At 66.9% G+C, this 23,793-nt stretch carries 20 protein-coding genes and 1 other RNA gene; 8 read left to right on the top strand and 13 right to left on the bottom strand.

Annotated elements, in window-relative coordinates; all coding sequences use genetic code 11:
* The first annotated feature begins 37 nt into the window (after positions 1-37).
* Together BEMPMBAN_RS21945 and BEMPMBAN_RS21940 are read left to right on the top strand one after the other, a co-directional pair.
* Entirely contained in the window at positions 38-994 is a 957-nt protein-coding gene (locus BEMPMBAN_RS21945; protein WP_159233357.1) for an NYN domain-containing protein, read from the top strand.
* Positions 995-1,024: 30 nt separating this feature from the next.
* Positions 1,025-1,579: a nuclear transport factor 2 family protein gene (locus tag BEMPMBAN_RS21940; RefSeq protein WP_159233356.1), complete on the top strand. Its 555-nt coding sequence runs from the start codon at positions 1,025-1,027 to the stop codon at positions 1,577-1,579.
* Here the strand turns inward: BEMPMBAN_RS21940 and treS are convergent.
* Positions 1,576-3,816 (bottom strand): maltose alpha-D-glucosyltransferase, encoded by a 2,241-nt coding sequence (gene treS / locus BEMPMBAN_RS21935; protein WP_159233355.1) that lies wholly within the window; start codon positions 3,814-3,816, stop codon positions 1,576-1,578. The two genes, BEMPMBAN_RS21940 and treS, sit on opposite strands and share 4 nt — an antisense overlap.
* Before the next feature lie 220 nt (positions 3,817-4,036).
* On the opposite strand from treS, the gene BEMPMBAN_RS21930 reads away from it, so the two are divergent.
* Positions 4,037-5,203 carry an LLM class flavin-dependent oxidoreductase gene (locus BEMPMBAN_RS21930; RefSeq protein WP_159233354.1) on the top strand — a complete coding sequence of 389 codons (1,167 nt, stop codon included), beginning with the start codon at positions 4,037-4,039 and terminating at the stop codon, positions 5,201-5,203.
* 33 nt (positions 5,204-5,236) lie between these two features.
* Complete coding sequence (locus BEMPMBAN_RS21925; RefSeq protein WP_159233353.1) at positions 5,237-5,911, top strand: alpha/beta hydrolase family protein; 675 nt, start codon at positions 5,237-5,239, stop codon at positions 5,909-5,911.
* Between the two features lie 7 nt (positions 5,912-5,918).
* On the opposite strand, the gene BEMPMBAN_RS21920 is transcribed toward BEMPMBAN_RS21925, so the two are convergent.
* On the bottom strand, positions 5,919-6,599 hold the full coding sequence (locus BEMPMBAN_RS21920; protein ID WP_159233352.1) for a sensor domain-containing protein: 681 nt from the start codon (positions 6,597-6,599) through the stop codon (positions 5,919-5,921).
* A 1,295-nt stretch (positions 6,600-7,894) separates the two neighbouring features.
* Between BEMPMBAN_RS21920 and BEMPMBAN_RS21915 the strand changes: the two genes are divergently transcribed.
* Complete coding sequence (locus BEMPMBAN_RS21915) at positions 7,895-9,010, top strand: hypothetical protein (RefSeq protein WP_159233350.1); 1,116 nt, start codon at positions 7,895-7,897, stop codon at positions 9,008-9,010.
* Between the two features lie 1,042 nt (positions 9,011-10,052).
* On the opposite strand, the gene ssrA is transcribed toward BEMPMBAN_RS21915, so the two are convergent.
* The 10 genes from ssrA to prfB form a co-directional block, all read right to left on the bottom strand.
* Positions 10,053-10,421: a transfer-messenger RNA gene (gene ssrA / locus BEMPMBAN_RS21910) on the bottom strand.
* Between the two features lie 185 nt (positions 10,422-10,606).
* Entirely contained in the window at positions 10,607-11,458 is an 852-nt protein-coding gene (locus tag BEMPMBAN_RS21905; protein ID WP_159233349.1) for a maleylpyruvate isomerase family mycothiol-dependent enzyme, read from the bottom strand.
* Positions 11,459-11,556: 98 nt separating this feature from the next.
* Positions 11,557-13,797 (bottom strand): putative bifunctional diguanylate cyclase/phosphodiesterase, encoded by a 2,241-nt coding sequence (locus BEMPMBAN_RS21900; protein ID WP_425295002.1) that lies wholly within the window; start codon positions 13,795-13,797, stop codon positions 11,557-11,559.
* Positions 13,798-13,900: 103 nt separating this feature from the next.
* Complete coding sequence (locus BEMPMBAN_RS21895; protein WP_200846080.1) at positions 13,901-14,746, bottom strand: DMT family transporter; 846 nt, start codon at positions 14,744-14,746, stop codon at positions 13,901-13,903.
* Positions 14,743-15,240 (bottom strand): SsrA-binding protein SmpB, encoded by a 498-nt coding sequence (gene smpB, locus BEMPMBAN_RS21890; protein ID WP_159233348.1) that lies wholly within the window; start codon positions 15,238-15,240, stop codon positions 14,743-14,745. The genes BEMPMBAN_RS21895 and smpB overlap by 4 nt, the downstream gene beginning before the upstream one ends.
* Before the next feature lie 2 nt (positions 15,241-15,242).
* Positions 15,243-16,136: a permease-like cell division protein FtsX gene (gene ftsX / locus BEMPMBAN_RS21885; protein WP_159233347.1), complete on the bottom strand. Its 894-nt coding sequence runs from the start codon at positions 16,134-16,136 to the stop codon at positions 15,243-15,245.
* Positions 16,137-16,826, bottom strand: coding sequence for a cell division ATP-binding protein FtsE (gene ftsE / locus BEMPMBAN_RS21880; RefSeq protein WP_159233421.1), 690 nt, complete (start codon positions 16,824-16,826; stop codon positions 16,137-16,139).
* Positions 16,827-16,870: 44 nt separating this feature from the next.
* Positions 16,871-17,380, bottom strand: a complete 510-nt coding sequence (locus tag BEMPMBAN_RS21875) for an Rv3103c family proline-rich protein (protein WP_159233346.1) — start codon at positions 17,378-17,380, stop codon at positions 16,871-16,873.
* Positions 17,377-18,333, bottom strand: coding sequence for a mechanosensitive ion channel family protein (locus tag BEMPMBAN_RS21870; RefSeq protein ID WP_159233345.1), 957 nt, complete (start codon positions 18,331-18,333; stop codon positions 17,377-17,379). Before BEMPMBAN_RS21870 ends, BEMPMBAN_RS21875 begins: the two co-directional genes overlap by 4 nt.
* Positions 18,323-19,438, bottom strand: a complete 1,116-nt coding sequence (gene prfB / locus BEMPMBAN_RS21865; protein WP_159233344.1) for a peptide chain release factor 2 — start codon at positions 19,436-19,438, stop codon at positions 18,323-18,325. Before prfB ends, BEMPMBAN_RS21870 begins: the two co-directional genes overlap by 11 nt.
* A gap of 198 nt (positions 19,439-19,636) precedes the next feature.
* On the opposite strand from prfB, the gene BEMPMBAN_RS21860 reads away from it, so the two are divergent.
* Positions 19,637-21,013, top strand: coding sequence for an FAD-dependent oxidoreductase (locus BEMPMBAN_RS21860; RefSeq protein WP_159233343.1), 1,377 nt, complete (start codon positions 19,637-19,639; stop codon positions 21,011-21,013).
* A 146-nt stretch (positions 21,014-21,159) separates the two neighbouring features.
* On the opposite strand, the gene BEMPMBAN_RS21855 is transcribed toward BEMPMBAN_RS21860, so the two are convergent.
* A complete protein-coding gene (locus BEMPMBAN_RS21855) occupies positions 21,160-21,504 on the bottom strand; it encodes a hypothetical protein (RefSeq protein WP_159233342.1) in 345 nt (114 codons plus the stop codon).
* 23 nt (positions 21,505-21,527) lie between these two features.
* Between BEMPMBAN_RS21855 and hisN the strand changes: the two genes are divergently transcribed.
* Positions 21,528-22,307 carry a histidinol-phosphatase gene (hisN, locus tag BEMPMBAN_RS21850; RefSeq protein ID WP_159233341.1) on the top strand — a complete coding sequence of 260 codons (780 nt, stop codon included), beginning with the start codon at positions 21,528-21,530 and terminating at the stop codon, positions 22,305-22,307.
* 108 nt (positions 22,308-22,415) lie between these two features.
* Entirely contained in the window at positions 22,416-23,789 is a 1,374-nt protein-coding gene (locus tag BEMPMBAN_RS21845) for an acyl-CoA dehydrogenase family protein (RefSeq protein WP_159233340.1), read from the top strand.
* The last annotated feature ends 4 nt before the right edge of the window (positions 23,790-23,793 follow it).

The following is a 23,793-nucleotide window of genomic DNA, read 5'->3' as shown; positions in this document are numbered from 1 at the left end:
TGGACTACCCCGGCGGTTCATCGAGCACACTGGGGCCATGACGGAATCCGGCGCGGCCCGCGTTGCGGTGTACCTCGACTTCGACAACATCGTGATCTCGCGGTACGACCAGGTCAACGGCCGCAACTCCTTTCAGCGCGACAAGGCCAAGGGGCTGGACGACGACCCGAGCCGGCTCGCGCGGGCCACCGTCGACGTCGGCGCGATCATCGATTTCGCGTCCTCCTTCGGAACCCTGGTGCTGACCCGGGCTTATGCCGACTGGTCGGCCGAGATCAACGCGGGTTACCGCGGTCAACTGGTGGGACGCGCGGTCGAGCTGGTGCAACTGTTCCCCGCGGCGGCCTACGGGAAGAACGGGGCCGACATCAGGCTGGCCGTCGACGCGGTCGAGGACATGTTCCGGCTGCCCGACCTGACACATGTGGTGATCGTCGCCGGCGACTCCGACTACATCGCGCTGGCCCAGCGGTGCAAGCGCCTCGGCCGCTATGTGGTCGGTATCGGGGTGGCCGGGTCGTCGAGTCGGATGCTCGCGGCGGCCTGCGACGAGTTCGTCACCTACGACACGCTGCCCGGAGTACCGGCGATCGAACCCAGTTCCGCCCCGGCCGACACGGCCGGTGACAAGCCGGCACCGAGACGACGGTCCGGGCGGTCCAAGTCCTCGGGGTCCTCGGGCTCCTCGGATTCTTCGGGGTCTTCGGATGCCACGGACGGCTCCGACGGCTCCGACACACAGGATGAGCCGGATCCGCAGGTCACGGCCACCGGGCTGCTGACCCGTGCGCTGCGCATCGGACTGGAGAAGGACGACGTTGACTGGCTGCACAACTCCGCGGTGAAGGCCCAGATGAAGCGCATGGACCCGTCGTTCAGCGAGAAGTCGTTGGGGTTCAAGTCCTTCAGCGATTTCCTGCGATCGCGCGCCGAGGTCGTGGAGTTGGACGAGAGCTCCACCACGCGGCTGGTGCGGCTACGCGACAAGTCCTGACGGCCTGCCACCCGGTTAGGCTGAGTCGCGATGGCACCATCGGAAGCGCTGCTGCAGGAGATGCTCGACGAGTACCAGTTGCGCAAGCTCGTCCACAGCTACTGCCGTGCCGTCGATCGGGGTGACCTCGCGGAACTACGCAGCCTCTACCATCACGACGCCACAGACGACCACGGTGCCTTCTCCGCGGGGTCGACCGAGGCGTTCCTCGCCGAGCTCGCCGCCGCTCGGCCCTACATCCGGTCCATGCAACATCACGTCACGACGGTGAACTTCGCCATCAGCGGCACGACCGCTGAAGGTGAGGTCTACTCCGTCGCCACCCACACCCTCAACGGCGGCGACCACGACGTCGACGTCATCGTCGGCGGGCGCTACCTCGACAAGTACGAGAACCACGACGGGACATGGAAATTCGTCGAGCGCAAGATCGTCACCGACTGGAGCCAGGTGAACGACCCCTCGACCGTCGACTTCAGCCACCCGATCAGCAGCGGGACTCCGCGGGGTACCCCGGACGCGAACGACCCTTCCCACCAGTTCTTCTCGCTGTTGAACCGCCCCGGCGGGCAACCCGCGCGCTAGGCCAGCTGGACGGGATCGTCCTCGCCCTGGCTTTCCACCAACAGCGACATCCCGTGCAGCGGGGTCAACTCGACAGCGAAGCTGTGCAGATCGTCGACGGCTGCCAGTTCGTGGCCGGTGAACATGTCCGACACCCGCGCCCCCGGGGGTAGGTGCTCCGAGCGCACCGTCCCGGCGATCGGCTCGTTGGCGAAGTTCAGCACGGTCAGCTGCAGGCGTCCCTCCCCGTCGAGCTCGTGAACCAGAACCAGCATCCCGCGGTGGGACACCTCCGGGATGTCGAGCTGGCGGCTGGTCGCCACCCCGTAGTGCGATCGCACCTTGAGGATCGCCTGCAACTGACGCACGAAGCTGGTGTCGTCGGCGAGCTGTTCGGGCAGCGTTCCGTAGAGGCTGCGGCCCCGCGGCATGCCGGCGGTCGACTGATGCGCGTGCGGGTTGATACCCATCAGATCGTGAGCCGCCCGGTTGATCCACCGGGTGTCGCCGCCGGAAACGAGTTCGGGCACTTTGCTGATCGGCAGCGTCAGCATTCCGCACAGATCCCACCCGGACAGCGCGAACACCCCCGGCTGCAGCGCGTTGAACATCGCCAGCAGCAGGTGCGCGCGCCGGATGAGGTCGATGTCCTCGATCGCGTCGAGTTCGCGGATGTCGAGCGCCGCAGCCACCACCGTCGCCGTCGTGCACGCGATCCCGTTCGTGGTGAACAGGCTGTTGTACGGCGCGTCGGGGCCCGTCAGACGCTCGATCAGATCGCTGCGCACCGCGTGGGCGATCTCTTCACCCGTGAGTTCGGCCGCCTTGTAGGTGTAGATGTCGTCGCGGTGACCGTTCTCCCAGTGCAGCAGTTCGTAGGTGAGTTCGTCGTGGTTCTGCAACGCATGCACCAGCGACGCCGGGTCGACGCCCAACTCGAGGGTGGTGCGCAGCGTCAGCCGGAGGAATTCGGTGTCCGCGGTGGCCAGCGCATGGTGGTAGGCGGGCCGATTCACGAAGTCGTAGGACAGGTCCGCACCCGCCTCGCCGATCTGGCGGATGTCGTCGATGGTGAGATTGAGTTCCTGGAAGGTGAACCCGCCGACCTTGCGCACCATGCTCGCGATGAGGTGGTTGGCCGCCTCGGACAGCGGATGGCCTTCCGACCATGCGCTGCTGCCTTCGGACGCGGCCTTCTCGACTCCCAGGAAACCGTTGGCGTCCAGACGCAGTGCCCCGGTGCCGAGGTCGGCCAGTGAGTGCAGGGCGTCGCCGATGACCATCCGCATGCCGGCGAACGACGGGTCCAGCCAGTTGATGGACGGCTGACCGTCTTTGAAGTAGTGCAGGTAGACCCAGCGACGCTCGACCCCGTCGATGCCCGTGACCGGCCGGGTGACGCTCCAGTTCGTCTCCTTGACGCCCTCCGCGTAGAAGATGACCCGTTGGAGACGCCCAATGATGTAGCCCGCCTTGGCAAGCCACTCCTCGGTGGCGGCGTCGATGTTGACCGAGTCCGCACCGGCGGGCACCTTCGGCAGCTCATGCCAGTCCCGCGGATCGATCTCCACCATGTGGTAGATGCCCGGGTAATCCGCGTACTTCATCTCGGCCAGCCGGAAGTCCGCTCCCTTACCGGTGTGGCCGGGCACGATGTCGTCGATGATGGTGCCGCCGTACCAGGTTGCGGTGGCACACATCTGACGGAACTCGTCCTCGGTCCCGAAGGCGGGATCGATCTGGGTGCTGATCCGGTCGAAGTGGCCGTCCACACTCGGGGTGTACTGCCAGCCCGAGATGCCGCCCGCCCGCTTCACCGGACCGGTGTGGATCGCCTCGATGCCGATCTCGGCGAAGGCCTGCCACATCTCGTCGTTGGCCATGGCCTTGAGGAACGACTCGGCGGGCCGGGTGATCAACGACAGCGGGTAGGCGGTGAACCAGACCGACGCGGTGTCCACCGCGGCGCGCGGATTCGGGGTGGCGTACGGGTTCTGCCACATCGATCCCTGGCCGGAGAACTGCTGGCTGATCTCGTTGGCGTCGGCGAGCATCGACTGTGCGCGCAACCACTCGACGTACGCGGGGTTGTTGCCGTTGGCCGACCCGTCCTGGGCGATCGACCGGCGCGCGAAAGGAGCCTTGACGCGGGGCCGGAACCGCAACGTCCGGGGGCGGGCGGGGTGGAGGTGCTCGGCATAGGTCGGCTCTACCGGTTCGGGAGCATGCTCGTCACCGAACTCCTCCAACTCCGACATGGGCCTCTCCTCCTCAGTCCGAACATGCGCGCGGGAGCGGCCGCAACGCGATCACGGCCGTATTGCCATCTGGCCGCAGACGGAAACGCCGCCGACCTCCGAGACGATCATCTCCAAAGTAGAGGACTCCTCGGGTCCGTACGCCGTCCAGTCGGCGACGGGCCGATGATCCGGGATGAAACGGCGACATCCAGAGCACTCACCCGGACACAATGGGCGGATGCGCTTCGGAAACTTCATGGCCCCCTTCCACCCTGTCGGACAGAACCCGACCCTTGCCATCGAGCGAGACCTCGACCTGATCGTGCTGATGGACCGCCTCGGTTTCTCGGAAGCGTGGATCGGTGAGCACCACTCCGCGGGATACGAGATCATCGCGTCGCCGGAGGTCGTCATCGCCGTCGCCGCCGAACGCACCAAGCACATCAAGCTCGGCACCGGCGTGAGTTCACTGCCCTACCACCATCCGTTGATGCTCGCCGACCGGATGGTGCTGCTCGACCACCTCACCCGGGGCCGGGCCATGCTGGGCTGCGGACCAGGCCAGCTGACCTCCGATGCTCACATGCTCGGCATTCCGGCCGACCAGCAGCGGCCGCGCATGGAGCAGTGCCTGGACGCGATGATGCGCCTGCTGCGCGGCGAGACCGTCACCATGCACACCGACGGGTTCACGCTGCAGGACGCGCGACTACAGCTCAAGCCCTACAGCGATCCCTGCTTCGACGTCGCGGTCGCGGCGTCCTTCTCCCCCACCGGACCGCGCGGCGCGGGAAAGCACGGCATCGGCATGCTGTCGATCGCCGCCACCGCCAAGCAGGGAATGGACCTGCTCGCCCAACACTGGGCGACTTGGGAGGAGGTCGCGCTCGAGCACGGCCACGTCGCCGACCGCTCGAAGTGGCGTCTTGTCGGGCCGATGCACCTCGCCGAGACGCGCGAGCAGGCTGAGCGCGACGTCGAATACGGAATCGCCGAATTCTCCCGCTATTTCACCCACATTCTGCCCGCCGGCCCGGTGCAGGGAGACACGGCCGCCGAGATCATCGCGAACAACCGGGAATCCGGGTTCGCGGTCATCGGCACGCCGGCCGACGCGGTCGCCAAGATCGAAGAGCTCGTCGAGGCCAGCAACGGCGGGTTCGGCGCCTTCCTGCTCTTCGACCATGACTGGGCCCCGCCGGCCGCGAAACTGCACAGTTACGAACTGTTCGCCCAACACGTCATGCCGCACTTCACCGGTCAACTCGCGGCGCCGGCCGCATCGTGTGACTGGGTGACCGGCAGCGGGACCGAGTTCGTCGACCGCGCCGCACACGCGATCGGCAAGGCGATCGAGGACCACGCCGCCGAGCAGGCCGCCAAGAAGAGCCCGCAGCCGGGTTGAGTGCCGGTCACCGTTTCGGGGAACACGTGCCGGATGGAGACAGCGCAGTACGCCCCGGGACGACAGGTCGACCTGTATGGGGACAGGTCGGATCCCACGGTGCTGCTGTGGCACGGCATGCAGACCGACGCCCGCGCCGCCGTCGGACCACTCGCCGAGAAGCTGGCCGGCCATCGCCTCGGCGTGGTCGCGCCCGACTGGAACTCGCACGCCGACGACGGCGGACGCGCGGACCTGGTGAACTCCGTCGCCTTCGCCCGGTCGCTGCCCGGCGCTGCCGAGGGCCTGCTGCTGGTGGGCTGGTCGATGGGAGCTGCCGCAGCAGCGGGACTGACCCTGCACGCATCGGACTTCGACGTCACACTGGTGCACACCGTCTGCCTCGGCGGCGCGTTCACCGCGCGGGACCCGATCTCCGGTGCGTCCCTGTCCGACGGCCTGCGCTCAGCGGACGTCGGCGCCCCGTTCACGTTGCTGCACGGGGTGGGTGACGACGTCGTCCCGGTCACGGCGAGCCGGGAGTTCGCCGCGGAGCTGCGGCGGGCGGGTTGGCCGGTGACACTCGCCGAGCTCGACGCCGATCACGGCGCCATCGCCGGGGCGCGCTACGACGCGGCCGCCGACCGCTACGTCCCCGCCTCGGACGCGCCGACGCTCGCGGTGGCCGCCGACGTGGCCGCGCGCATCGCTGCGGTGCTCGGGCGCTGAGCCGCGCTCACCACCGCGACGTCACGTCGTCGGCGATCTGGCCGGCGATCGTCACGGCCGAGTCGGCGGGGTCGGCGCTGCACGTGTTGATGTCGACGATGATGTTGTTCCGCAGCGCCAGGGCACGGCCACAGGCCCAGCCCGGGGCCGCCGCATCCTGTTGGGTCGCAACGGTACTCAGGATCCTGTCTGCGTTGGTGATTTGCCCCGGCGACCACTGGGTTCCGCTCTGCGTGTGGGTGTACTCGATGCAGCCCGGCCACTGCGCCGCCGAGGCGTCGAAGAACGCCGCCGCCATGTCCACGGTCGGGAACAACACGACCGCTTGCTTGAGGTAGTGGGTGAAGTCGTCGCCGTTGTTGAGGCTTTCATCGCGTTCGGCCCGGTAACCGCTGTCGGCGTAGACCAGAGCCTCGGCCGCGCCGTCGACGGCCAGGCATTCCGGCGGGGACATGGTGGCGCTGTGGTCGCTCATCGCGGACTGGCTCTGGGTGACGGCCATTCCGCGTGTTCCCATGGCCACGTCGACCTCTTCGGGGCTCAGCAGCAAGCTGGCCAGTTCCCGCTCGACGAGCGGACGCGGAATCAACGTCCGCGTCGGTGTGGTGGACTCGGCGTGCCCGGTGCTGGTGCACCCCGCGGTGAGTACACAGATGGCTGCTGCCAGCGAGGCCGTCGATCGGCGCATATACCGCTCCCCCTTCGAGCCGGGACCAACGTTGACTGTGGCGCGACATCCCCCGAGCGCGGCACTGCCAAAATGGTGCGGCACCGTGCCCGACACCGGCGGAATCCGGTGCGGTGTTTCGTGGTCACGATGAGCGGCCCTTATTGGTAACGATCGGGTGGCAGCCCCGGCGTCACGGCGTCGCGCGGCGATCGGCGACCCGCGCCACCATGTACAGCTCCGCACCGAGCCCGTCGAACTCGAGCGACGACATACCCGTCGCAGGGTCGCTTGAGCATGGCTGGAGTGGAGCGGCCGGATCGTCGCTCCTGCGCCCGGTATCCCCCGTCGACGGACAGCGCGGCGCCGGTGATGAAGGAGGCGTCGTCGGAGGCGAGGAAACGATGGCGATGGTCGCACTCACCGGTAGGAGCATCGGCGGCGAAGAATCCTTACACTTTTCCCGCGCTGCCGCACAACGTCGCGGACCGTCACCCCGAGGCCGTCAGCAGCGATGCGGTGGCGCGTCACCACGATCCCCGAGGCGGTGCGCGTGAAGCGCATCAGCATCAAATCTGAGCGTCGAGCGAGCCCATGTAATGGTGTCGGTGGTGGTGTAACCCTGCTGCGGCCCGGGATGCGACACCGTGGTCCTCGACGGCGCTGCTGAGCGCCGCCGTAGCGGTCTGCCACTCCACAAGCTTGGCCTGCAATGCTGCCGACGAGGCCCCCAACCGGCCGGATTGTGCGGCTTCGATGTCGGCGCCGGCGCGGCGTCCCGCACAACTTCACCGCTAGTCAGCAGAAGCAGGTCAGAGCTTAATGCTCTGACCTGCTTCTATTCGGTGGAGCTGCCGGAAATCGAAACCGGCACGGAAATACACTTGACCTGCGAAAACGTCGGCTTCCACCACGGGAAAGCACCCAAAAAGGGCGCGGTGTGACCTGCGGATACGCCGGGGAAGTTGATGGCATCAACACGATCAACACTCGCCCGACGCGTCCCCATCAGCTTCCGCCAGGAGGCTGCTATCCCGGCCCCCGAGACACCGGTCGATTGGCGTACTGGGCCGGTGCCGTCTGGCAGATGGGGGAAGTACAGAAGACCAGGAAGCGCAACAATCCATTCAGGCATCGCGCGCTGCGCGTGCCGGGGCCCTGACGGTCCAGTCCTCGGTCCCCGTCGACCAGCGAGAGCGGGTCACCGGCTCGGAGGGGTGATGTCAAGGGAATCCCCTGATTGCTCCGGGTTGCGTCCGCCAGTTACTTTCCAGTGGTTGGGAGGCGTCACTGGGTCGCCGCCGAGGGAGGACCTAGTGTTGACAGCTGTACGGCCGTGTCTGAGCGCGGGCATCGCACTGGTGGGGGCCAGCGTCATCGCCGTCACACCCATCAGCCCCGCCCCGCTGGAGAAAGCGCCGGCGAGCTATGCGGTGCAACTCGCTGCGATCCCGAGTCCCTTGCAGCTCTATCCGCAAGTGTTCGTCAAATCGCTCCTCAATACGGGAGCCTTGCTAGAGCAGTATTTCTCCGACCCATTCCCGATCATCAGAGCGACCCTCGAGAACCAGGCGGCGGCGTTCGAGGAGGCCGTCCTCGCATTGCAGATCGGCAGGTTCGACGAATTCTTCGCCGCCGCGGCCGATATCGTCCTGCAACCGTTGAAGAGCGTCGGGCAGAGCATCGGGCAGGTCGTGTCATATCTCGGTCTCGTCCTTGATCAGCCGGGCGGCCCCCAGTATCTGTTCAACATCGCGTTCAGCCCACTGTTGAACGGCGTCGCCGCAACGGGTCTCGCGATCGCCGACGTGTTCGAGGCGATCACCACATTCGACGTCATCGGGGTCGTCAATGCCGTCATCAACATCCCGGCCCGCATCATCGACGGCGTGCTCAACGGTGTGCCGGAGGACTTCTTGTTCGGCGGTTACTACGTACCCGCGCTGTTGACTCCGGAGGAGACTTCCTTACCCCCCGGGCTCATTTCCCAGGCGATTTTTCTGGACCAGTACGTGGGCGAGGCGATCGCGGCGCAAGGTCCGGCGGCGATCAACGAGTGGTCCGGTCCCGAAGCGCAGACCATGATGTTGAGTACCGACCCGGAGACGGAACTTGTTGCGGTGCAAGAGCAGTTACCAACTGAGGACGAGGCCGTGCTGGAGGAGAAGGGCCCAGTGGCCGAGGAACTCGACCTGACGACGCCCGATGTACCCGGGGAAGACGTGTCCGAAGAAGACGTACTCGGGGAAGAAGTGTCCGAAGAAGACATGCTCGGGGAAGACTTCGCCGAGGAAGCCGACGACCTCGTCGAGGAAGAACCCGCACCCGCGCAGGAACAGGCTCTTCCCGATACGGAACTCGCAGACGACGAGCCGTCGTCACCCGCTCCGACCGACGAGGCGAACAACCCCGGCACCGAGGCCAACGACTAGAGGGTTGGCGTCAGCTCGATGAGCCCTCCGTGTCGTCGAGGAACGCCCAGTCGTCGCCGTCGTCGGACTTGACCTCCATGGGGCGCGAACTCCCGTTGTGCCGCAGCCGAAACCGGCCATGCTCAGTCGCCGCGCCCGGTCTGCTTCTGGGGGTCGTCGAACAAATCGGAGGCCTGTGCCTTCGCGACCGGGGGCGATGTCCGATGCGGCGCTCAACGTGACGCAGCGCCTACGGCTGGTACACAGCCCACATGGGATTCTCATCAGCGAGCGCACCATCTCCCACGCACCAGACCCCGAACCCATCGCTGGACCGCTTCACGAAGCTGCCTGCCTTACTGACGAAGACCGATTCTCCCGTCAGGTCGAGCGTCGCCAGCGTCGCCGCCGGGACGTTGATGGTGCGGATCGATCGCTTCGTCTTCGGCGGGGCCTACCTCGTAACCACCCCGGCCATAGGTCCGCTACATCGACCGGGTGATGCGCACGGTTGGTCCTGAGATCAATGTCCGACGGCTTCAGCGCAGCTGCCTCTCCCCACCGACAGCCGGAGGCGACGAGGAACCCAACAAGGGGCTTCCAGTGATCGGTGACGTTGGCGAGCAAACGTGCGAGGTACTCGTCGCTGAGGCAGATCATCTCGGCGCGCTGGGTCGTTGGCAGTCGCTGGCAGCTCACCGAGCGCCGGTCCGGTGGGCTTCTCCAGATAGTTCTCATAGTCCCACAGCGTGGTCTTCCGAAGACCGGTGAGGTGCGCGATGTGGCGCTCGATCCACTCCCGGACTGTCATTGTCGACATCGCGGGATCTATCCCCACAGTCGACAGTGCTTGCTCGGCTCCGAACTTCTCGACAAGCCCTCGAAGCTGGTCGAGGTCTGCTTGCCGTCGTGCCTGAAGAAGACCTGGATGACGGTGGTGCCGTCCTTTCGAGCGAGGGGATCTGAGCGATGCCATGGCGGCGACTACAAGAACCGAATGTTGATGGGATATCGATGTGAAAAGAAAGCAGGCCAGGGACTATGTCCCTGACCTGCTATTCAATTGTGGAGCTGCCGGGAATTGAACCCGGGTCCTACGGCATTCCCTCAAGGCTTCTCCGTGCGCAGTTCGCTATGTCTCTACTCGGATCTCCTGCTCACGCGAACAAGTCAGGATGACGATCCCAGTCGCTGTTTGATGTCCCGATACCTCCCGCGACCGGACGTATCGGTTTGTCCCTCTAGCTGATGCCAGGGTCCGGGCCGAGGGCGCTCCCGGTCTGACAGACTCACCGTCGCTTAAGCAGCGAGGGCGAAGTCGCGCTGATTGGAATCGGCGCTTAATTGGTTGCAACGACGCTTACGGTGGTCAGTTGCCTGCACCGGCACGCTTCCCTTGATTCGATGCGCGAAGTCGAAACCGTTCAGCCCCTCGCACCCCTGCCGACCTCCGGCAGGAATATCCATACTACCGCTCCGTTCAACACCAGCCAGCGAATAAATAGTTCCAAGACGGGATCAACCCAGCCGCGAGGGTGCGGCCACGGCTGTGAACAGGCGTCGAGAACGACTGTGAGTGCACGTTCGGCAACCGTCCAAGCAGCCAGTCCGCGGGTGTCAGATCACGTAGTTCAGGTGGTCGACGATCCGCCGGCCAACCGCCTCGTCGCCGCCGTAGCCGATCTCCGTGCCGAGTGCCGCGGGTGCGACTCGGCCACCCGCTATGCGGGCGAACAGCAGCGCGTCCAGCGTGATCGTCGTGGTCGGCTCCTCGCCTCCGAAGTCCGGGACCACATGCCCGCGGCCGTCCACCGCGACGTTGATCTCTCGCGCCAGCGGCCCCGTCAGCTCGATCCTGACCCGGGCGCCGTCGGGCGCGCCGCCGCGCTTGCCCACCACAAAACCCATGCTGGCGGCCATCTCGTCCAGCGCCTGCCTCGATGCCGGACCCACCAGATCGTCGCTGTCGGCAGGCCGCCCGACCGCGTCGCGGATGTCGAGTTCGTGCATCCAGCAGTCGAAGACCCGGACGCGCATGAACCGCCCGTATGTGTCGGGCCCGGCGGGCGTCGCGGTGACGGTGTTCCACTCCTCGACGGGCAGGGCGGAGAGCGCCACCTGGCGCTGGGCGGTCACGTTGCGGAACTCGCCGTGCAACTCGGTGTGGCCGAGGTCGCGAAGTTTCCACACCCAGTGCTCGTTCAACACCCCGATGTCGTTGCGTACGTGCTCGAGGGCCGAGACGTCGATGTCCGCCTGCGGCGTCGGCACACCCTGCAGCATCGATTCCGTGCCCACCATGTGGGCGACGACGTCGTGCACCGTCCACCCGGGCAGCGACGTCGGCGCCGTCCAGTCCTCGGGAGGCACCGTCTGCAACAACGCATCGATGTTGCACCACGACGCAAATAGACCATCGAGCACGTCGGACTTGTCGAGCGGGGTGACGGGGCGAGAGGGGCTGTTCACCCGGCAGAACGTAGTGCGTTCGGGCCACGAGCGTGCGTGAAATGCCGGTTGCGCCCGGCGTGTCGGCGAGCAGACGCGCCCGCTCGCGGGGCGTGGGGTCAGACCGGCGCGCCGTGTGTCTGGGGGCCGGGGCTGAGCTGGGAGATCGGGACCGCACTGCCGAACAGGTGGCCCTGGGCCAGCCGGCAGCCGGCGATGTACACGGTCTCCGCCTGGGGAGGGAGCTCGATGCCTTCCACGATCACAGACAGTCCCAGCTCGCTGCACAGCCTGATCACCGACCGGTACATCGTGAGGTTCCGTTCAGGATCGGTGCCCGCGGCGAAACTGCGGTCGAGCTTGACGATCTGCACCGGCAGCGCGTGCAGGTACATCAGCGAGTTGAACCCCGCGCCGAAATCGTCCAGCGCCACCCTGACACCCGATGACTGCAGCCGGTCGATCTGCGCGGCGGCGTCGGCGAGGTCGACGATCGGCACGGTCTCGGTGATCTCCACGACGAGCCGGTTCGGTTCTACATCATGGCGGGTAAGCGCTCGACGGACATGGTGTTCGAAGGCTGGGTTACCCAGCCGCGCCGCCCCGATGTTGACGTGGATGGCGAGGTCCAGACCGGCCGCCTGGACCTCGCGGCACGCCAGCTCGAGCACCAGCGCATCGAGTTCGGCACCGAGCCCCGCCGCTTCGGCGGATGCGACGAATGTCTGCGGTGCGATGTCGATTCCACTCGGCGCGGTCCACCGCGCCAGGGCTTCGACCGCGACCGGGGTCCGGCCGGGAAGTCGCACGACCGGCTGGTAGGCGAGGGTGAACCCGGCGGGGACACCACCGCCCGCCCGCCGCAGCGCAGTCGGGAAATCCTCCTGGACGCCGGTGGACGGTTGATAGACCACCGCGGTGTCCTTGCCGAGGCGCTTACCCGCGTACATCGAGATGTCGGCTCGCCGCAGCAGGTCATCCGACGTCTGGTCCAACTGATCGGCGTCGGGGCGAACCAGGCCCATACTGGCCCGCACCCGCAGCGACGAGCCCTGCACCGGAAAGGGGTCCCGCAGGGCCACCCGCAGCCGATCGGCGACGATCTGCGGCTCGTCTGCTTCACCGTCGATCAGGATCGCGAACTCGTCACCGCCGATGCGGGCCAACGTATCGGCGTCGGTGATGCAGCGTTTGAGACGCTCCCCCACCGCGCGCAGCAGGTCGTCGCCGGCGGCGTGACCGAACCGATCGTTGACCTCCTTGAAGTCATCGAGATCGATGAAGATCAGCACGAATCGGCCGTTGCGCATCGCCTCCTCGAGCCGTTGGCCGAACAGCAGGCGGTTGGGTAACCCGGTCAACGCATCGTGGTGCACCTGATAGGCCAACCCCCGCTGGGCCCAGTACAGCCGCTGTGTCAGTAGGTGTTGGGCGCGCCTCGCCACTATCTGGCGGATGACGACCAGCAGCACCATCGCCACCGTCGCCCACACCACGAAGCCGTTCAACGGCCGCCCGGTCAGGACGTGAAACGCGAACAGCATTGCGATACCGAGAAATCCGACATAGGGCAGAATCAGCTGGGCCGCATCCATCCCCAGGTCTGCGCGCCTGTCTGCGTCGGTGCCCGGCGCTGGATACTCGAGCATCGCGTAGGCAATGAGCAGTGGACCTATCACGAACCCGATTCCGCCCAATGAGTTGCCCTGTTCCAGCCCCACACGGTCCAGGTACGCGGCCACCCTGTCGGATGCCGCCATCGTCACCAGGCCCCCGGCCAGTAGCAGGTAGTTCGCCCGATACGGCTGACCCGGGCGGTACAGCATCGCCATCACCATCACGGCGACCACGACCAGCAACTCGAGCAGTGAATACGTGATCTCGACCGCCGGAATACCCGACCTCGGCAACGATCCTGTCGAGTGCGCGCCGAAGTCACCCATGACTGTCAGGATCATGAACGAGGTCGCCGCCACCAGCCCGTCGAGCAGGGTGGTGGCCACCGAATCCCGTCCCGCGTCCAAGGGATGCCACCTGAGGCCGCCGCTGACCCGGACCAGTACCACCACAGACGCCAGCGCGAACACCGGAACCACCAGATATGCGGCGAGCACCGCCGGTGATGCGGACCGACCAGCAGACCCCTCTCCGTCAGACCACCAAAGCCCCTGGCCGACCAGCCACCCCACAAGAGCTGCGACGTAGAGCAGTCGCCACCAGCGCGCCATGCCGCTCACCCGCGCCGAGACGACCAGGCCGCAAACCACCGCCCCCAGCCCCACAGCCAACTGGAGGATGACTTCTCCGCGCTGCGCCGCCGCGTCCTCCCAGGGCGCCGCTGCATTGACCAACACCAGCAGCGTGACGATGGCAAAAAGGACGATGCGCAGCTGGTTTGCCTTGACCGGCCCCCTCCCTCCGCTAGCGCGGTGCCCCCCGTTCGGGCTCGAACTCTGACCGTAGCTAACCGGAGGCGATCATTCCGACAGATGCCAGAGCCAGCACCATGCCGATCGCCTGCCAACGTGTCACCCGCTCCCGGAGGACCATGATCGCCAACAAAACGGTCGCGGCCGGATAAAGCGCGATCAGCACACCGGCCAGCGACAACATCGCCGACTGCAGGGCCAGCAAGGTGGCGACGTTGGCGATGGTGTCCAACACGCCGGCGAACACCGCCAGCCGCAACGGAATACCCCGCTCGAGCACCAGGTTGGCCGTGACGACGGCGGCCAGCGCCACGATCCCCATGGCCGCGATCCGCCCGAACACCAACGGCCACAGTTCGGCCTCGGGCGGTACCTGATCGAGCACGACGAAGTTCATCCCGAATGCCACCCCGGCACCGACGGTCAACCACGCCACCTTCACGGTGAAGCGGTGCGGTTTGATGTCCTCGTCGGTCGCCTCGCGGCTGACCAGAACCACCGCGGCGAGTGCCAGCAGCACACCGACGAGGGCGATCACCCCGGGACGCTCGCCGAGCGCCAGACCGAAACCCACCGGGATGCCGGCAACCAGGATCGCCGTCAGCGGCGACACCACCGAGATCGGTCCCGATCCCAGTGCGGCGTAGAACCACCACACACCGAACGCCTGGGCCACCCCGGACAGCAGGCCCCACACCACGGCGGGGGTATCGATGTGCCCCCCGAACGGCACCGCGATGACGGTCAACAGCACCAGCGCCACCGGATAGGACACCAGCACCACCCGCAGTGCGGCGACCCGTCGCGACGCGATGCCGCCGACGAAGTCGCTGACGCCGTATCCCAGCGCCGCGATCAGCGCACTGAGGATGCCGGTCAGGAGGTCATGCCCTTGACGCGTCGCCCCAGCTCCCGGGTGACCTCACGCTCGGCGTCGCGACGGGCCAGATCCTGCCGTTTGTCGTGCGCCTGCTTGCCGCGCGCGAGCGCCAACTCCACCTTGACCCGGCCGCCCGTGAAGTACAGCGACAGCGGCACCAGGGTCAGGTTGCCGTCGCGGACCTTGCCGACCAGGTTGTCGATCTCGCGGCGGTGCAGCAGCAGCTTGCGGTTGCGCCGCGGTGCGTGATTGGTCCAGCTGCCGTGGTGATACTCCGGGATGTGCAGGTTGCGCAGCCAGATCTCGCCGTCGTCGACGGTGGCGAACGCGTCGGCCAGCGACGCCTGCCCCTCGCGCAGGCTCTTGACCTCGGTGCCCACCAGCGCAACCCCGGCCTCGAACGTCTCGAGAATCGAATAGTTGTGCCTGGCCTTGCGGTTGGTGGCCACCACCTGGTTGTTGCTGTCCTTGGCCGTCTTGCCCTTCTTCGCCACGGCTACCTTCGTACGTACAGTCGCAACGTCGCATACGCCGTCACCCCGGCCATCGCCACACCTACCAACAGCAGGATCGGCGAGATATAGAGGATGTCGGCGTAGTCGATCCGGGCGATGAGATTGGCTTGATAGAACTGGTCGAGAGCGTTCTCCAGGAACAGTGCCCGCACCGCGATGAGGCCCGCGATCGAGATCAGCACGCCGATCAGCGCGGCCAGCATCGCCTCGACCAGGAACGGCAGCTGGGTGTACCAGCGGCTCGCACCGACCAGTCGCATGATGCCGATCTCGGTGCGGCGGGTGTAGGCGGCGACTTGAACCATGTTGGCGATCAACAGCACCGCCCCGATCGCCTGGACCAGCGCCACCGCGAACGCCGCGTTGGACAGGCCGTCGAGCACCGCGAACAACCGGTCGATCAGGTCCTTCTGGTTCAAGACATTGAGCACGCCCGGCTGGCCCACCATCGCCTCGTCGAAGTCCTGGTGCTGCTCGGGGTCTTCGAGCCTGACGACAAACGACGCCGGGAACGCATCGCGGCCCGCGACATCCTTGTACTGGGGGAACTTCTGAATCGCGTCGTCGTAGGCCTGGTCGCGGTTCAGGAAGCGCACCGACCGCACGTCGTCGCGGTCCTCGATCGTCTGCCGCAGCGCCACACACGGGTCGGCATCGCAGTTCGGGTCGTTGGCCGAGACGTCGTTGGTGAGGAAGACCTGGCTCTCCACCCTGTCGAGGTAGATGTCGCGCGACTGGTCGGCCAGGCGCACCACCAGCAGCCCGCCGCCGAGCAGTCCGATGGAGATCGCGGTGGTGAGGATCATCGCGACCGTCATCGTCACGTTGCGGCGAAGCCCGGTGATGACCTCGTTGATCAGGAAGCCGAAGCGCACTTAACGGTCCATTCCGTAGACGCCGCGCTGTTCGTCGCGAATCAGCCGGCCGAGTTCGAGTTCGACGACCCGCTGACGCATCGAGTCGACGATGTGGTGGTCGTGGGTGGCCATCAGCACTGTGGTGCCCGTGCGGTTGATCCGCTCGAGCAGGTCCATGATGTCCTTGCTGGTCTCGGGGTCCAGGTTGCCGGTCGGCTCGTCGGCCAGCAGCACCAGCGGCCGGTTCACGAACGCCCGCGCGATGGCGACCCGTTGCTGCTCACCACCGGACAACTCCGCGGGCAGCCTGTTGGCCTTACCGGACAGACCCACCATCTCCAGCACGTCGGGAACCACCCGGTTGATGGTGTCGGCGCGCTTGCCGATCACCTCGAGGGCGAACGCGACGTTCTCGAACACCGTCTTCTGCTGCAGCAGCCGGAAGTCCTGGAACACACACCCCATGACCTGCCGCAGACCGGGGATGTGGCGGCCGGACAGCTTGTTGACGTGGAACTTGGAGACGTGGATGTCTCCGGACGACGGCTGGTCCTCGGCCAGCAGCAGCCGCATGAACGTGGACTTGCCGGATCCGGACGGTCCGATGAGGAAGACGAACTCACCCTTCTCGATCTTGACCGAGATGTTGTCGAGCGCTGGACGTGCCGACGACTTGTACTGCTTTGACACATGGTCGAGGGTGATCATCACGGCACGCCAGTGTAGCGGGCAGACATCGGATTACCTCGGCACTACTGCGGAGGCACCGTGGTGGGAGGTACCGGGCCCGTCGGCGCAGGGGTCGGGGCCTGCGCAGGCGGCTGGGGCGGTGCCTGCGTGAAGGTCTCCGGGCTGCCCGGCCCGGTGCCGTCGGGGTCGATCACGGTGGTCGTCGGACCCTCGGGATCGGTCGGTGTCGTCGGCGCCCCGGGCACGGGCGGTTCCGTCGTGGTGGTCGTCGACGTTGGGCTCGTCGTGGTGGTCGTCGGGGTCGTGGTGGTGACCTCGGGTTCGCGGGTGCGCACGTTGGTCCGCGGCACCCAGGTGTAGTTCGGGTCCGGCACGAAGCCGGGAGGCACGATCGCCGATTCCGGCACCGCCGGCGGTCGGGCGGGCGGCTCGTAGACCTGGGCGACCCAGGACAACAGAATGAAGGCGACGATGAGCCCGGCCGTCGACGTGCGTATCCGCCCACCCGGCATGTATCGCGGCCAGCCGCGATCTTCCCGGCGCCAGTGGCGCAGCCTCTCCCCGAGGTTCATTTCTTGGCCTCCGCGCGGCTCTGGGCTTGCTCACTCTGGCCGGCGATGGTGTCGAAGGTCGGCGGGTGCTCGCTGGTGGCGATCCCGGCGCGGTTGAGCGCCGCGATGATCCGGATGCGCAGTCGCCGGCCGACCTCGTACTGCTTGCCGGGCAGCGTCCGGGCCACCATCCGCAGGTTCACGGTGTCCAACTCGATGCTCTCTACGCCCATCAACTGCGGGGTGTCCAGCAGAAGTGCACTGAGCCCCTCGTCCTCCATCGCGTCCACGCCGACGGCGTGCAGCAGTTCGTTGACCCGGTTGAGATCAGCGGTGGTGGGCACCGGGATGTCGACGACGGCGCGGGCCCAGTCCTTCGACATGTTCAGGGAGCGGACGATGTTGCCGTTCGGGACGGTCCACACCTCGCCTTCGCTGGTGCGCAGTTTGGTCACCCGCAGGGTGACCTCCTCGACGGTGCCCTCAGCCTCGTTGGGCGCGCCGAGCATGTTCACCTGCACCAGGTCGCCGAAACCGTACTGGCGTTCGGTGATGATGAAGAACCCGGCCAGCAGATCCTGCACCAGCTTCTGCGCGCCGAAACCGAGCGCCGCGCCGAGCACCGCCGCCGGTGCCACCAGGGAGCCCACCGGAACGTTGACCACGTCGGTGATCTCGACCGCGACGACGACGAACAGGATCGCGATCGACACCCACGAGATCACCGACGCCACCGCCTGGCGGTGCTTGGCGCTCTCCGAGCGCACCAGCTGGTTGCTTTCCTGATACTCGGCGTCGATGCGCCGCGTCACTCGGCGTGCGACCCAGTTGATGAACCGGGCAGCCAGCAGCGCGCCGATGACCAGCAGGGCGATATGCAGTCCCTGCGTCAGCAGCCATGTGCCGATTTCGCCATGCCAGAAACTGTGCCAGCCCTCGGCGAAGTCGATGGCTTGATAGGTGCTAGTCGTCATCTTTTCTGTTACGCCATCGAATTCCGGCTTCCAGGAAGCCGTCGATGTCTCCGTCCAGCACGGCGGCTGGATTTCCGACCTCGTATTCGGTGCGCAGGTCCTTCACCATCTGGTAGGGGTGCAACACGTAGGAACGCATCTGGTTACCCCAGGAGCTGCCGCCGTCGCTCTTGAGGGCGTCCATCTCGGCCCGCTCTTCTATGCGCTTGCGTTCCAATAACTTTGCCTGAAGCACGCGCATCGCCGACACTTTGTTCTGCAACTGCGACTTCTCGTTCTGACAGGTGACGACGATACCGGTCGGGACGTGGGTGAGTCGAACGGCCGAATCGGTGGTGTTCACCGACTGGCCGCCGGGACCGCTGGAGCGGTAGACGTCCACCCGGACGTCGGCGTCGGGAATGTCGATGTGGTCAGTGGTCTCGGTGACCGGCAGCACCTCGACTTCGGCGAACGAGGTCTGGCGGCGGCCCTGGTTGTCGAACGGGCTGATCCGCACCAGCCGGTGGGTGCCCTGCTCGACCGAGAGCGTGCCGTAGGCGAATGGGGCGTGCACGGCGAACGTGGCGCTCTTGATGCCCGCCTCTTCGGCGTAGGACGTGTCGAACACCTCGACCGGGTACTTGTGCTGCTCGGCCCACCGGATGTACATCCGCATCAGCATCTCGGCCCAGTCGGCGGCGTCCACGCCGCCGGCCCCGGAACGGATGTTGACCAGCGCTTCGCGCTCGTCGTACTCACCGGAGAGCAGGGTGCGCACCTCCATCGCCGCGATGTCCTCGCGCAGCTGAGCGAGCTCTGCGTCGGCCTCGACGAGCGCAGAGTCACCCTCCGCCCCCGCCTCCTCGCCGGCCAGCTCGTAGAGCACCGGCAGGTCGTCGAGCCGCCCGCGCAGCTCCTCGACACGCCGCAACTCGCCCTGGGCGTGTGACAACTCGCTGGTCACCTTCTGGGCGTGCGCCTGGTCGTCCCACAGGTTCGGGTCGGACGCCTGTTGCTCGAGCATCTCGATGCGACCGCGAAGCGCCTCCACATCGAGAACCCGCTCCACCGTGGTGAGCGTGGTGTCGAGGTTGGCGATGTCGGCTTGACGGTCAGGATCCACGGGAGTTCAGGGTACTCACCGCGCTGCCGGCAACCGCTCATCGGCGTCTTCTCCGAAAAACCCGCCCGATTTCGCACCACCCTCGCGGAATGCCGCGTCCTGCGTTGCTCGCGCTCTAGCATCGGGAGGGAACCTCGCCCGGCCGCGTCGCGACAGCCCCTTGCGCGTGACCGGGCAGCGACAGAAGGCAGCCCCTACATGCCCGAAATGCGGCCCTATCACGTGGCCATCATCGGCTCAGGACCCTCGGGGTACTTTGCCGCCGCGTCCCTGCTGAAGTTCGCCGACTCCGACGGTGACCGCGACGTACAGGTCGACATGCTGGAGATGCTCCCGACCCCGTTCGGGTTGGTGCGCTCGGGTGTGGCCCCCGATCATCCGAAGATCAAGTCGGTCAGCGCCCAGTTCGAGAAGACGGCGATGGATCCGCGATTCCGCTTCTTCGGCAATGTCGTCGTCGGTGATCACGTGCATCCCGCCGAGCTGGCCGAACGGTACGACGCCGTCGTCTACGCCATCGGTGCGCAATCCGATCGGTCCCTGGGAATCCCGGGGGAAGACCTTCCGGGAAGCGTGGCGGCGGTCGACTTCGTCGGGTGGTACAACGCGCACCCGCACTTCGGGGAGATCGCGCCGGACCTGACGGCCGGACGCGCCGTGGTGATCGGCAACGGCAACGTCGCGCTGGACGTGGCGCGCATCCTCGTCAGTGACCCCGACGTGCTCGCGGCCACCGACATCGCCGACCACGCACTGGAGTCGCTGCACGGCCGCGGCGTGGAAGAGGTGCTGGTCGTGGGCAGGCGCGGTCCGCTGCAGGCGCCTTTCACCACGTTGGAGCTGCGGGAGCTCGGTGAACTGGAGGCGCTCGGCGACGTCGACATCGTCGTCGACCCCGCCGACCTCGCCGACATCACCGACGACGATCTCGAGGCCGCGGGTAAGACGGTGCGCAACAACGTCAAGGTGTTGCGTGGCTACGCCGAGAACACGCCCAGCGGCGCGACACGTCGCATCGTATTCCGGTTCTGCACCTCACCGATCGAGATCAGAGGCGCCGACAGGGTCGAGTCGATCGTGCTCGGCCGCAACGAACTGGTCAGCGGCGCCGACGGCCGGGTGACCGCCAAGGACACCGGTGAACGCGACGAGGTGTCCGCACAGCTGGTGGTGCGTGCGGTCGGTTACCGGGGGATGCCCACGCCGGGGTTGCCGTTCGACGAGCGCACCGGAACCATCCCGCATGTCGACGGCAGGATTGCGGGCAGCCGCAACGAATACGTCGCGGGCTGGATCAAGCGCGGCCCCAGCGGGGTGATCGGCACCAACAAGAAGGACTCCCAGGCCACCGTCAACACCCTGCTCGAGGACTTGAGCACCGCCGAGCTGGCGGACTTCGGCGCCGACCACGCCGATCAACTGGCGAGGTGGCTGGTGGAGCGGCAGCCGAAGGTGGTGACCGACGACCACTGGAAGCTGATCGACGACCACGAACGCTCGGCAGGCGTTGGGTCCGGGCGGCCCAGGGTGAAGCTGACGAGCGTGGCGGATCTGCTACGCATCGGGCACGGCTGAAGACGAAGCGGGTGAGGGACGAGCCCGTGAGGAATCAGCCCATCCAACCCCGCTGACGACGAAGCGGGTGAGGGACGAGCCCGTGAGGAATCAGCCCATCCAACCCCGCTGACGACGAAGCGGGTGAGGGACGAGCCCGTGAGAAGTCAGGGATTCGGCGGTGGCGGCGGCGCGGGCTGCGGCGCGAACGCCCACTTCTCGGGGTTGCCCGGCGAGTACACCACCTCGAACAACTGGCCCATCGTCGGCCAGTTGTTCACGTCCACGGCCATCCGGGTGTAGACCGTGTACTCGTTGACGGTGGCGCCGTTGAGGACGCCGGTGATGGTGACGTACTGCTCACCCTCCACGTCGGGTCGCGGGCTGACCCCGGTCACCACCATGGTTCCCGGCACCCAGTCGTTGCCGACACCGCGTCTTCGTCTGATCCACGGCGCGAGGAGCAGCGCCAGCGCGCCGACGAGCAGGAGCAGGATTGCGAGTTCGGCCACCCCCACATGGTAGGACGGCAGGTATGAACACCCTGCTGGATGACATGGCGTTGGCGCTGGAGTTGGCCGACGAGGCCGACTCGTTGACGATGCGGCGCTTCGGGGCGGTGGACCTGCGGGTGCAGACCAAACCCGACATGACGCCGGCGACCGATGCCGATCTCGACGCCGAGACACTGCTGCGCGACCGGCTGGCGCAACAACGGCCCGAGGACTCGGTGTTCGGTGAGGAGTTCGGCGGCACCAGGGAGTTCAGCGGCCGGCAGTGGGTGATCGACCCGATCGACGGCACCAAGAACTTCGTCCGCGGGGTGCCGGTGTGGGCGACGTTGATCGCGCTGCTCGTCGACGGCGTGCCGGCGGTGGGGGTGGCGAGCGCGCCTGCCCTGGGACGACGCTGGTGGGCCGGCGAGGGTCGGGGTGCGTTCACCTCCTTCGGCGGCGCGACGCGGCAGATCTCGGTCTCGGGGGTCAGCGCACTCGACGCGGCGAGCCTGTCGTTCTCCGACATGACCACCGGATGGGACGCGGGCCGCTCGCGGTTCGTTGATCTCACCGACGCCGTGTGGCGCACCCGGGGCTACGGCGACTTCTGGTCGTACTGCCTGGTCGCCGAGGGGGCCGTCGACATCGCCGTGGAACCGGAGGTCAAGGTCTGGGATCTCGCACCGCTGGACATCCTGGTGCGTGAGGCCGGTGGCCGGTTCACGAATCTGGCCGCCGAACCGGGACCCCACGGCGGCAGCGCGGTGGCGACCAATGGGCTGCTGCACGACGCGGTTCTGGCCCGACTCGCGGTGTGAGGTCCATTACAAGTCGATGAACCTTACTCGGGAGTCAGTTCTAGTACCTTACTGTGGAGTCAGTTGCGTGATCGCGCATCCCGAACCACCACACGAGGGCAGCTGCCAATGACGAACACCCTGCCTCCCAACCGGAGCGGCCACGAGAGCGCCGTCGGCCTCCAGAAGCACAAGCGGACTGTGATCGACGTGGGGATGGCGCTGCTCACCCCGCTCATGGGCCAGGAGTTCCTGGACAAGTACAACCTGCGGGACCCGCTCAACCGCGGGATCAAGTACGGCGTGAAGCACGGCTTCTCCGCTGCGGGCGCCACGACGCGACAGTTCAAGCGGATCCAAGGCCTGGGCAAGCCGGCCACCCGGCTCAAGTCCAGCGGGTCCGACTACTTCGACCTGACCCCCGATGACGACCAGAAGATGATCGTCGAGACGGTCAACGAGTTCGCCGAAGAGATCCTGCGGCCTGCCGCCCACGACGCCGACGACGCCGCCGCCTACCCGGCGGATCTGATCGCCAAGGCTGCCGAACTGGGCATCACCGCGATCAACATCCCGGAGGACTTCGACGGCATCGCCGAGCACCGCAGCACCGTCACCAACGCGCTCGTCGCCGAAGCACTGGCCTACGGCGACATGGGATTGGCGCTGCCGATCCTGGCGCCCGGTGGCGTCGCGGCCGCGCTCAGCCACTGGGGCAGCGCCGACCAGCAGGCCACATATCTGAAGGAGTTCGCCGGTGAGAACGTGCCCCAGGCCTGCCTGGCGATCGCCGAGCCGCACCCGCTGTTCGACCCCACCGCGCTGAAGACCACGGCCGTGCGCACCCCGAGCGGATACCGGCTCGACGGGGTCAAGTCGCTGGTCCCGGCCGCCGCCGACGCCGAAGTGCTCATCATCGCCGCCCAGCTCAACGGAAAGCCGGCGCTGTTTCTCGTCGAGGCGTCAACCCGGGGACTGACGGTCACCGCGGACCCGAGCATGGGGATCCGCGCTGCCGCGCTCGGCCGGGTCGAGCTCGACAAGGTCACGGTGCCGCTCAGCGCGCGGCTGGGCGAGGACGGCGCCACCGACCAGGACTACTCCGAGGCCATCGCACTGTCGCGGCTGGGCTGGGCGGCCCTGGCCGTCGGGACCTCGCACGCGGTGCTCGACTACGTCGTCCCCTACGTCAAGGAGCGCGAAGCCTTCGGCGAACCGATCGCCCGCAGGCAGTCGGTGGCGTTCATGTGCGCCAACATCGCGATCGAGCTCGACGGGTTGCGGCTGATCACCTTGCGGGGAGCAGCACGCGCAGAACAGGGCCTGTCATTCGCCCGCGAGGCGGCCCTGGCCAAGAAGCTCGGCGCCGACAAGGGGATGCAGATCGGTCTCGACGGCGTCCAGCTGCTCGGCGGCCACGGCTTCACCAAAGAACACCCGGTCGAGCGCTGGTACCGCGATCTGCGGGCCATCGGCGTCGCCGAAGGTGTTGTGGTCCTTTGATTCC

Source organism: Mycolicibacterium austroafricanum (genome assembly GCF_902705885.1).
Lineage (GTDB): Bacteria > Actinomycetota > Actinomycetes > Mycobacteriales > Mycobacteriaceae > Mycobacterium > Mycobacterium vanbaalenii_A.
This window is presented reverse-complemented; position numbering and strand designations above follow the sequence as displayed.

Bases quoted from the DNA above. Each gene is read 5' to 3' on its own strand.
- BEMPMBAN_RS21925 (WP_159233353.1), top strand. From the start codon at position 5,237: ATGGAGACAGCGCAGTACGCCCCGGGACGACAGGTCGACCTGTATGGG.
- hisN (WP_159233341.1), top strand. From the start codon at position 21,528: ATGAACACCCTGCTGGATGACATGGCGTTGGCGCTGGAGTTGGCCGAC.
- BEMPMBAN_RS21870 (WP_159233345.1), bottom strand. From the start codon at position 18,333: ATGACGACTAGCACCTATCAAGCCATCGACTTCGCCGAGGGCTGGCAC.
- BEMPMBAN_RS21860 (WP_159233343.1), top strand. From the start codon at position 19,637: ATGCCCGAAATGCGGCCCTATCACGTGGCCATCATCGGCTCAGGACCC.
- BEMPMBAN_RS21940 (WP_159233356.1), top strand. From the start codon at position 1,025: ATGGCACCATCGGAAGCGCTGCTGCAGGAGATGCTCGACGAGTACCAG.
- treS (WP_159233355.1), bottom strand. From the start codon at position 3,816: ATGTCGGAGTTGGAGGAGTTCGGTGACGAGCATGCTCCCGAACCGGTA.
- ftsE (WP_159233421.1), bottom strand. From the start codon at position 16,826: ATGATCACCCTCGACCATGTGTCAAAGCAGTACAAGTCGTCGGCACGT.
- BEMPMBAN_RS21845 (WP_159233340.1), top strand. From the start codon at position 22,416: ATGACGAACACCCTGCCTCCCAACCGGAGCGGCCACGAGAGCGCCGTC.
- BEMPMBAN_RS21945 (WP_159233357.1), top strand. From the start codon at position 38: ATGACGGAATCCGGCGCGGCCCGCGTTGCGGTGTACCTCGACTTCGAC.
- BEMPMBAN_RS21920 (WP_159233352.1), bottom strand. From the start codon at position 6,599: ATGCGCCGATCGACGGCCTCGCTGGCAGCAGCCATCTGTGTACTCACC.
- BEMPMBAN_RS21875 (WP_159233346.1), bottom strand. From the start codon at position 17,380: ATGAACCTCGGGGAGAGGCTGCGCCACTGGCGCCGGGAAGATCGCGGC.
- BEMPMBAN_RS21930 (WP_159233354.1), top strand. From the start codon at position 4,037: ATGCGCTTCGGAAACTTCATGGCCCCCTTCCACCCTGTCGGACAGAAC.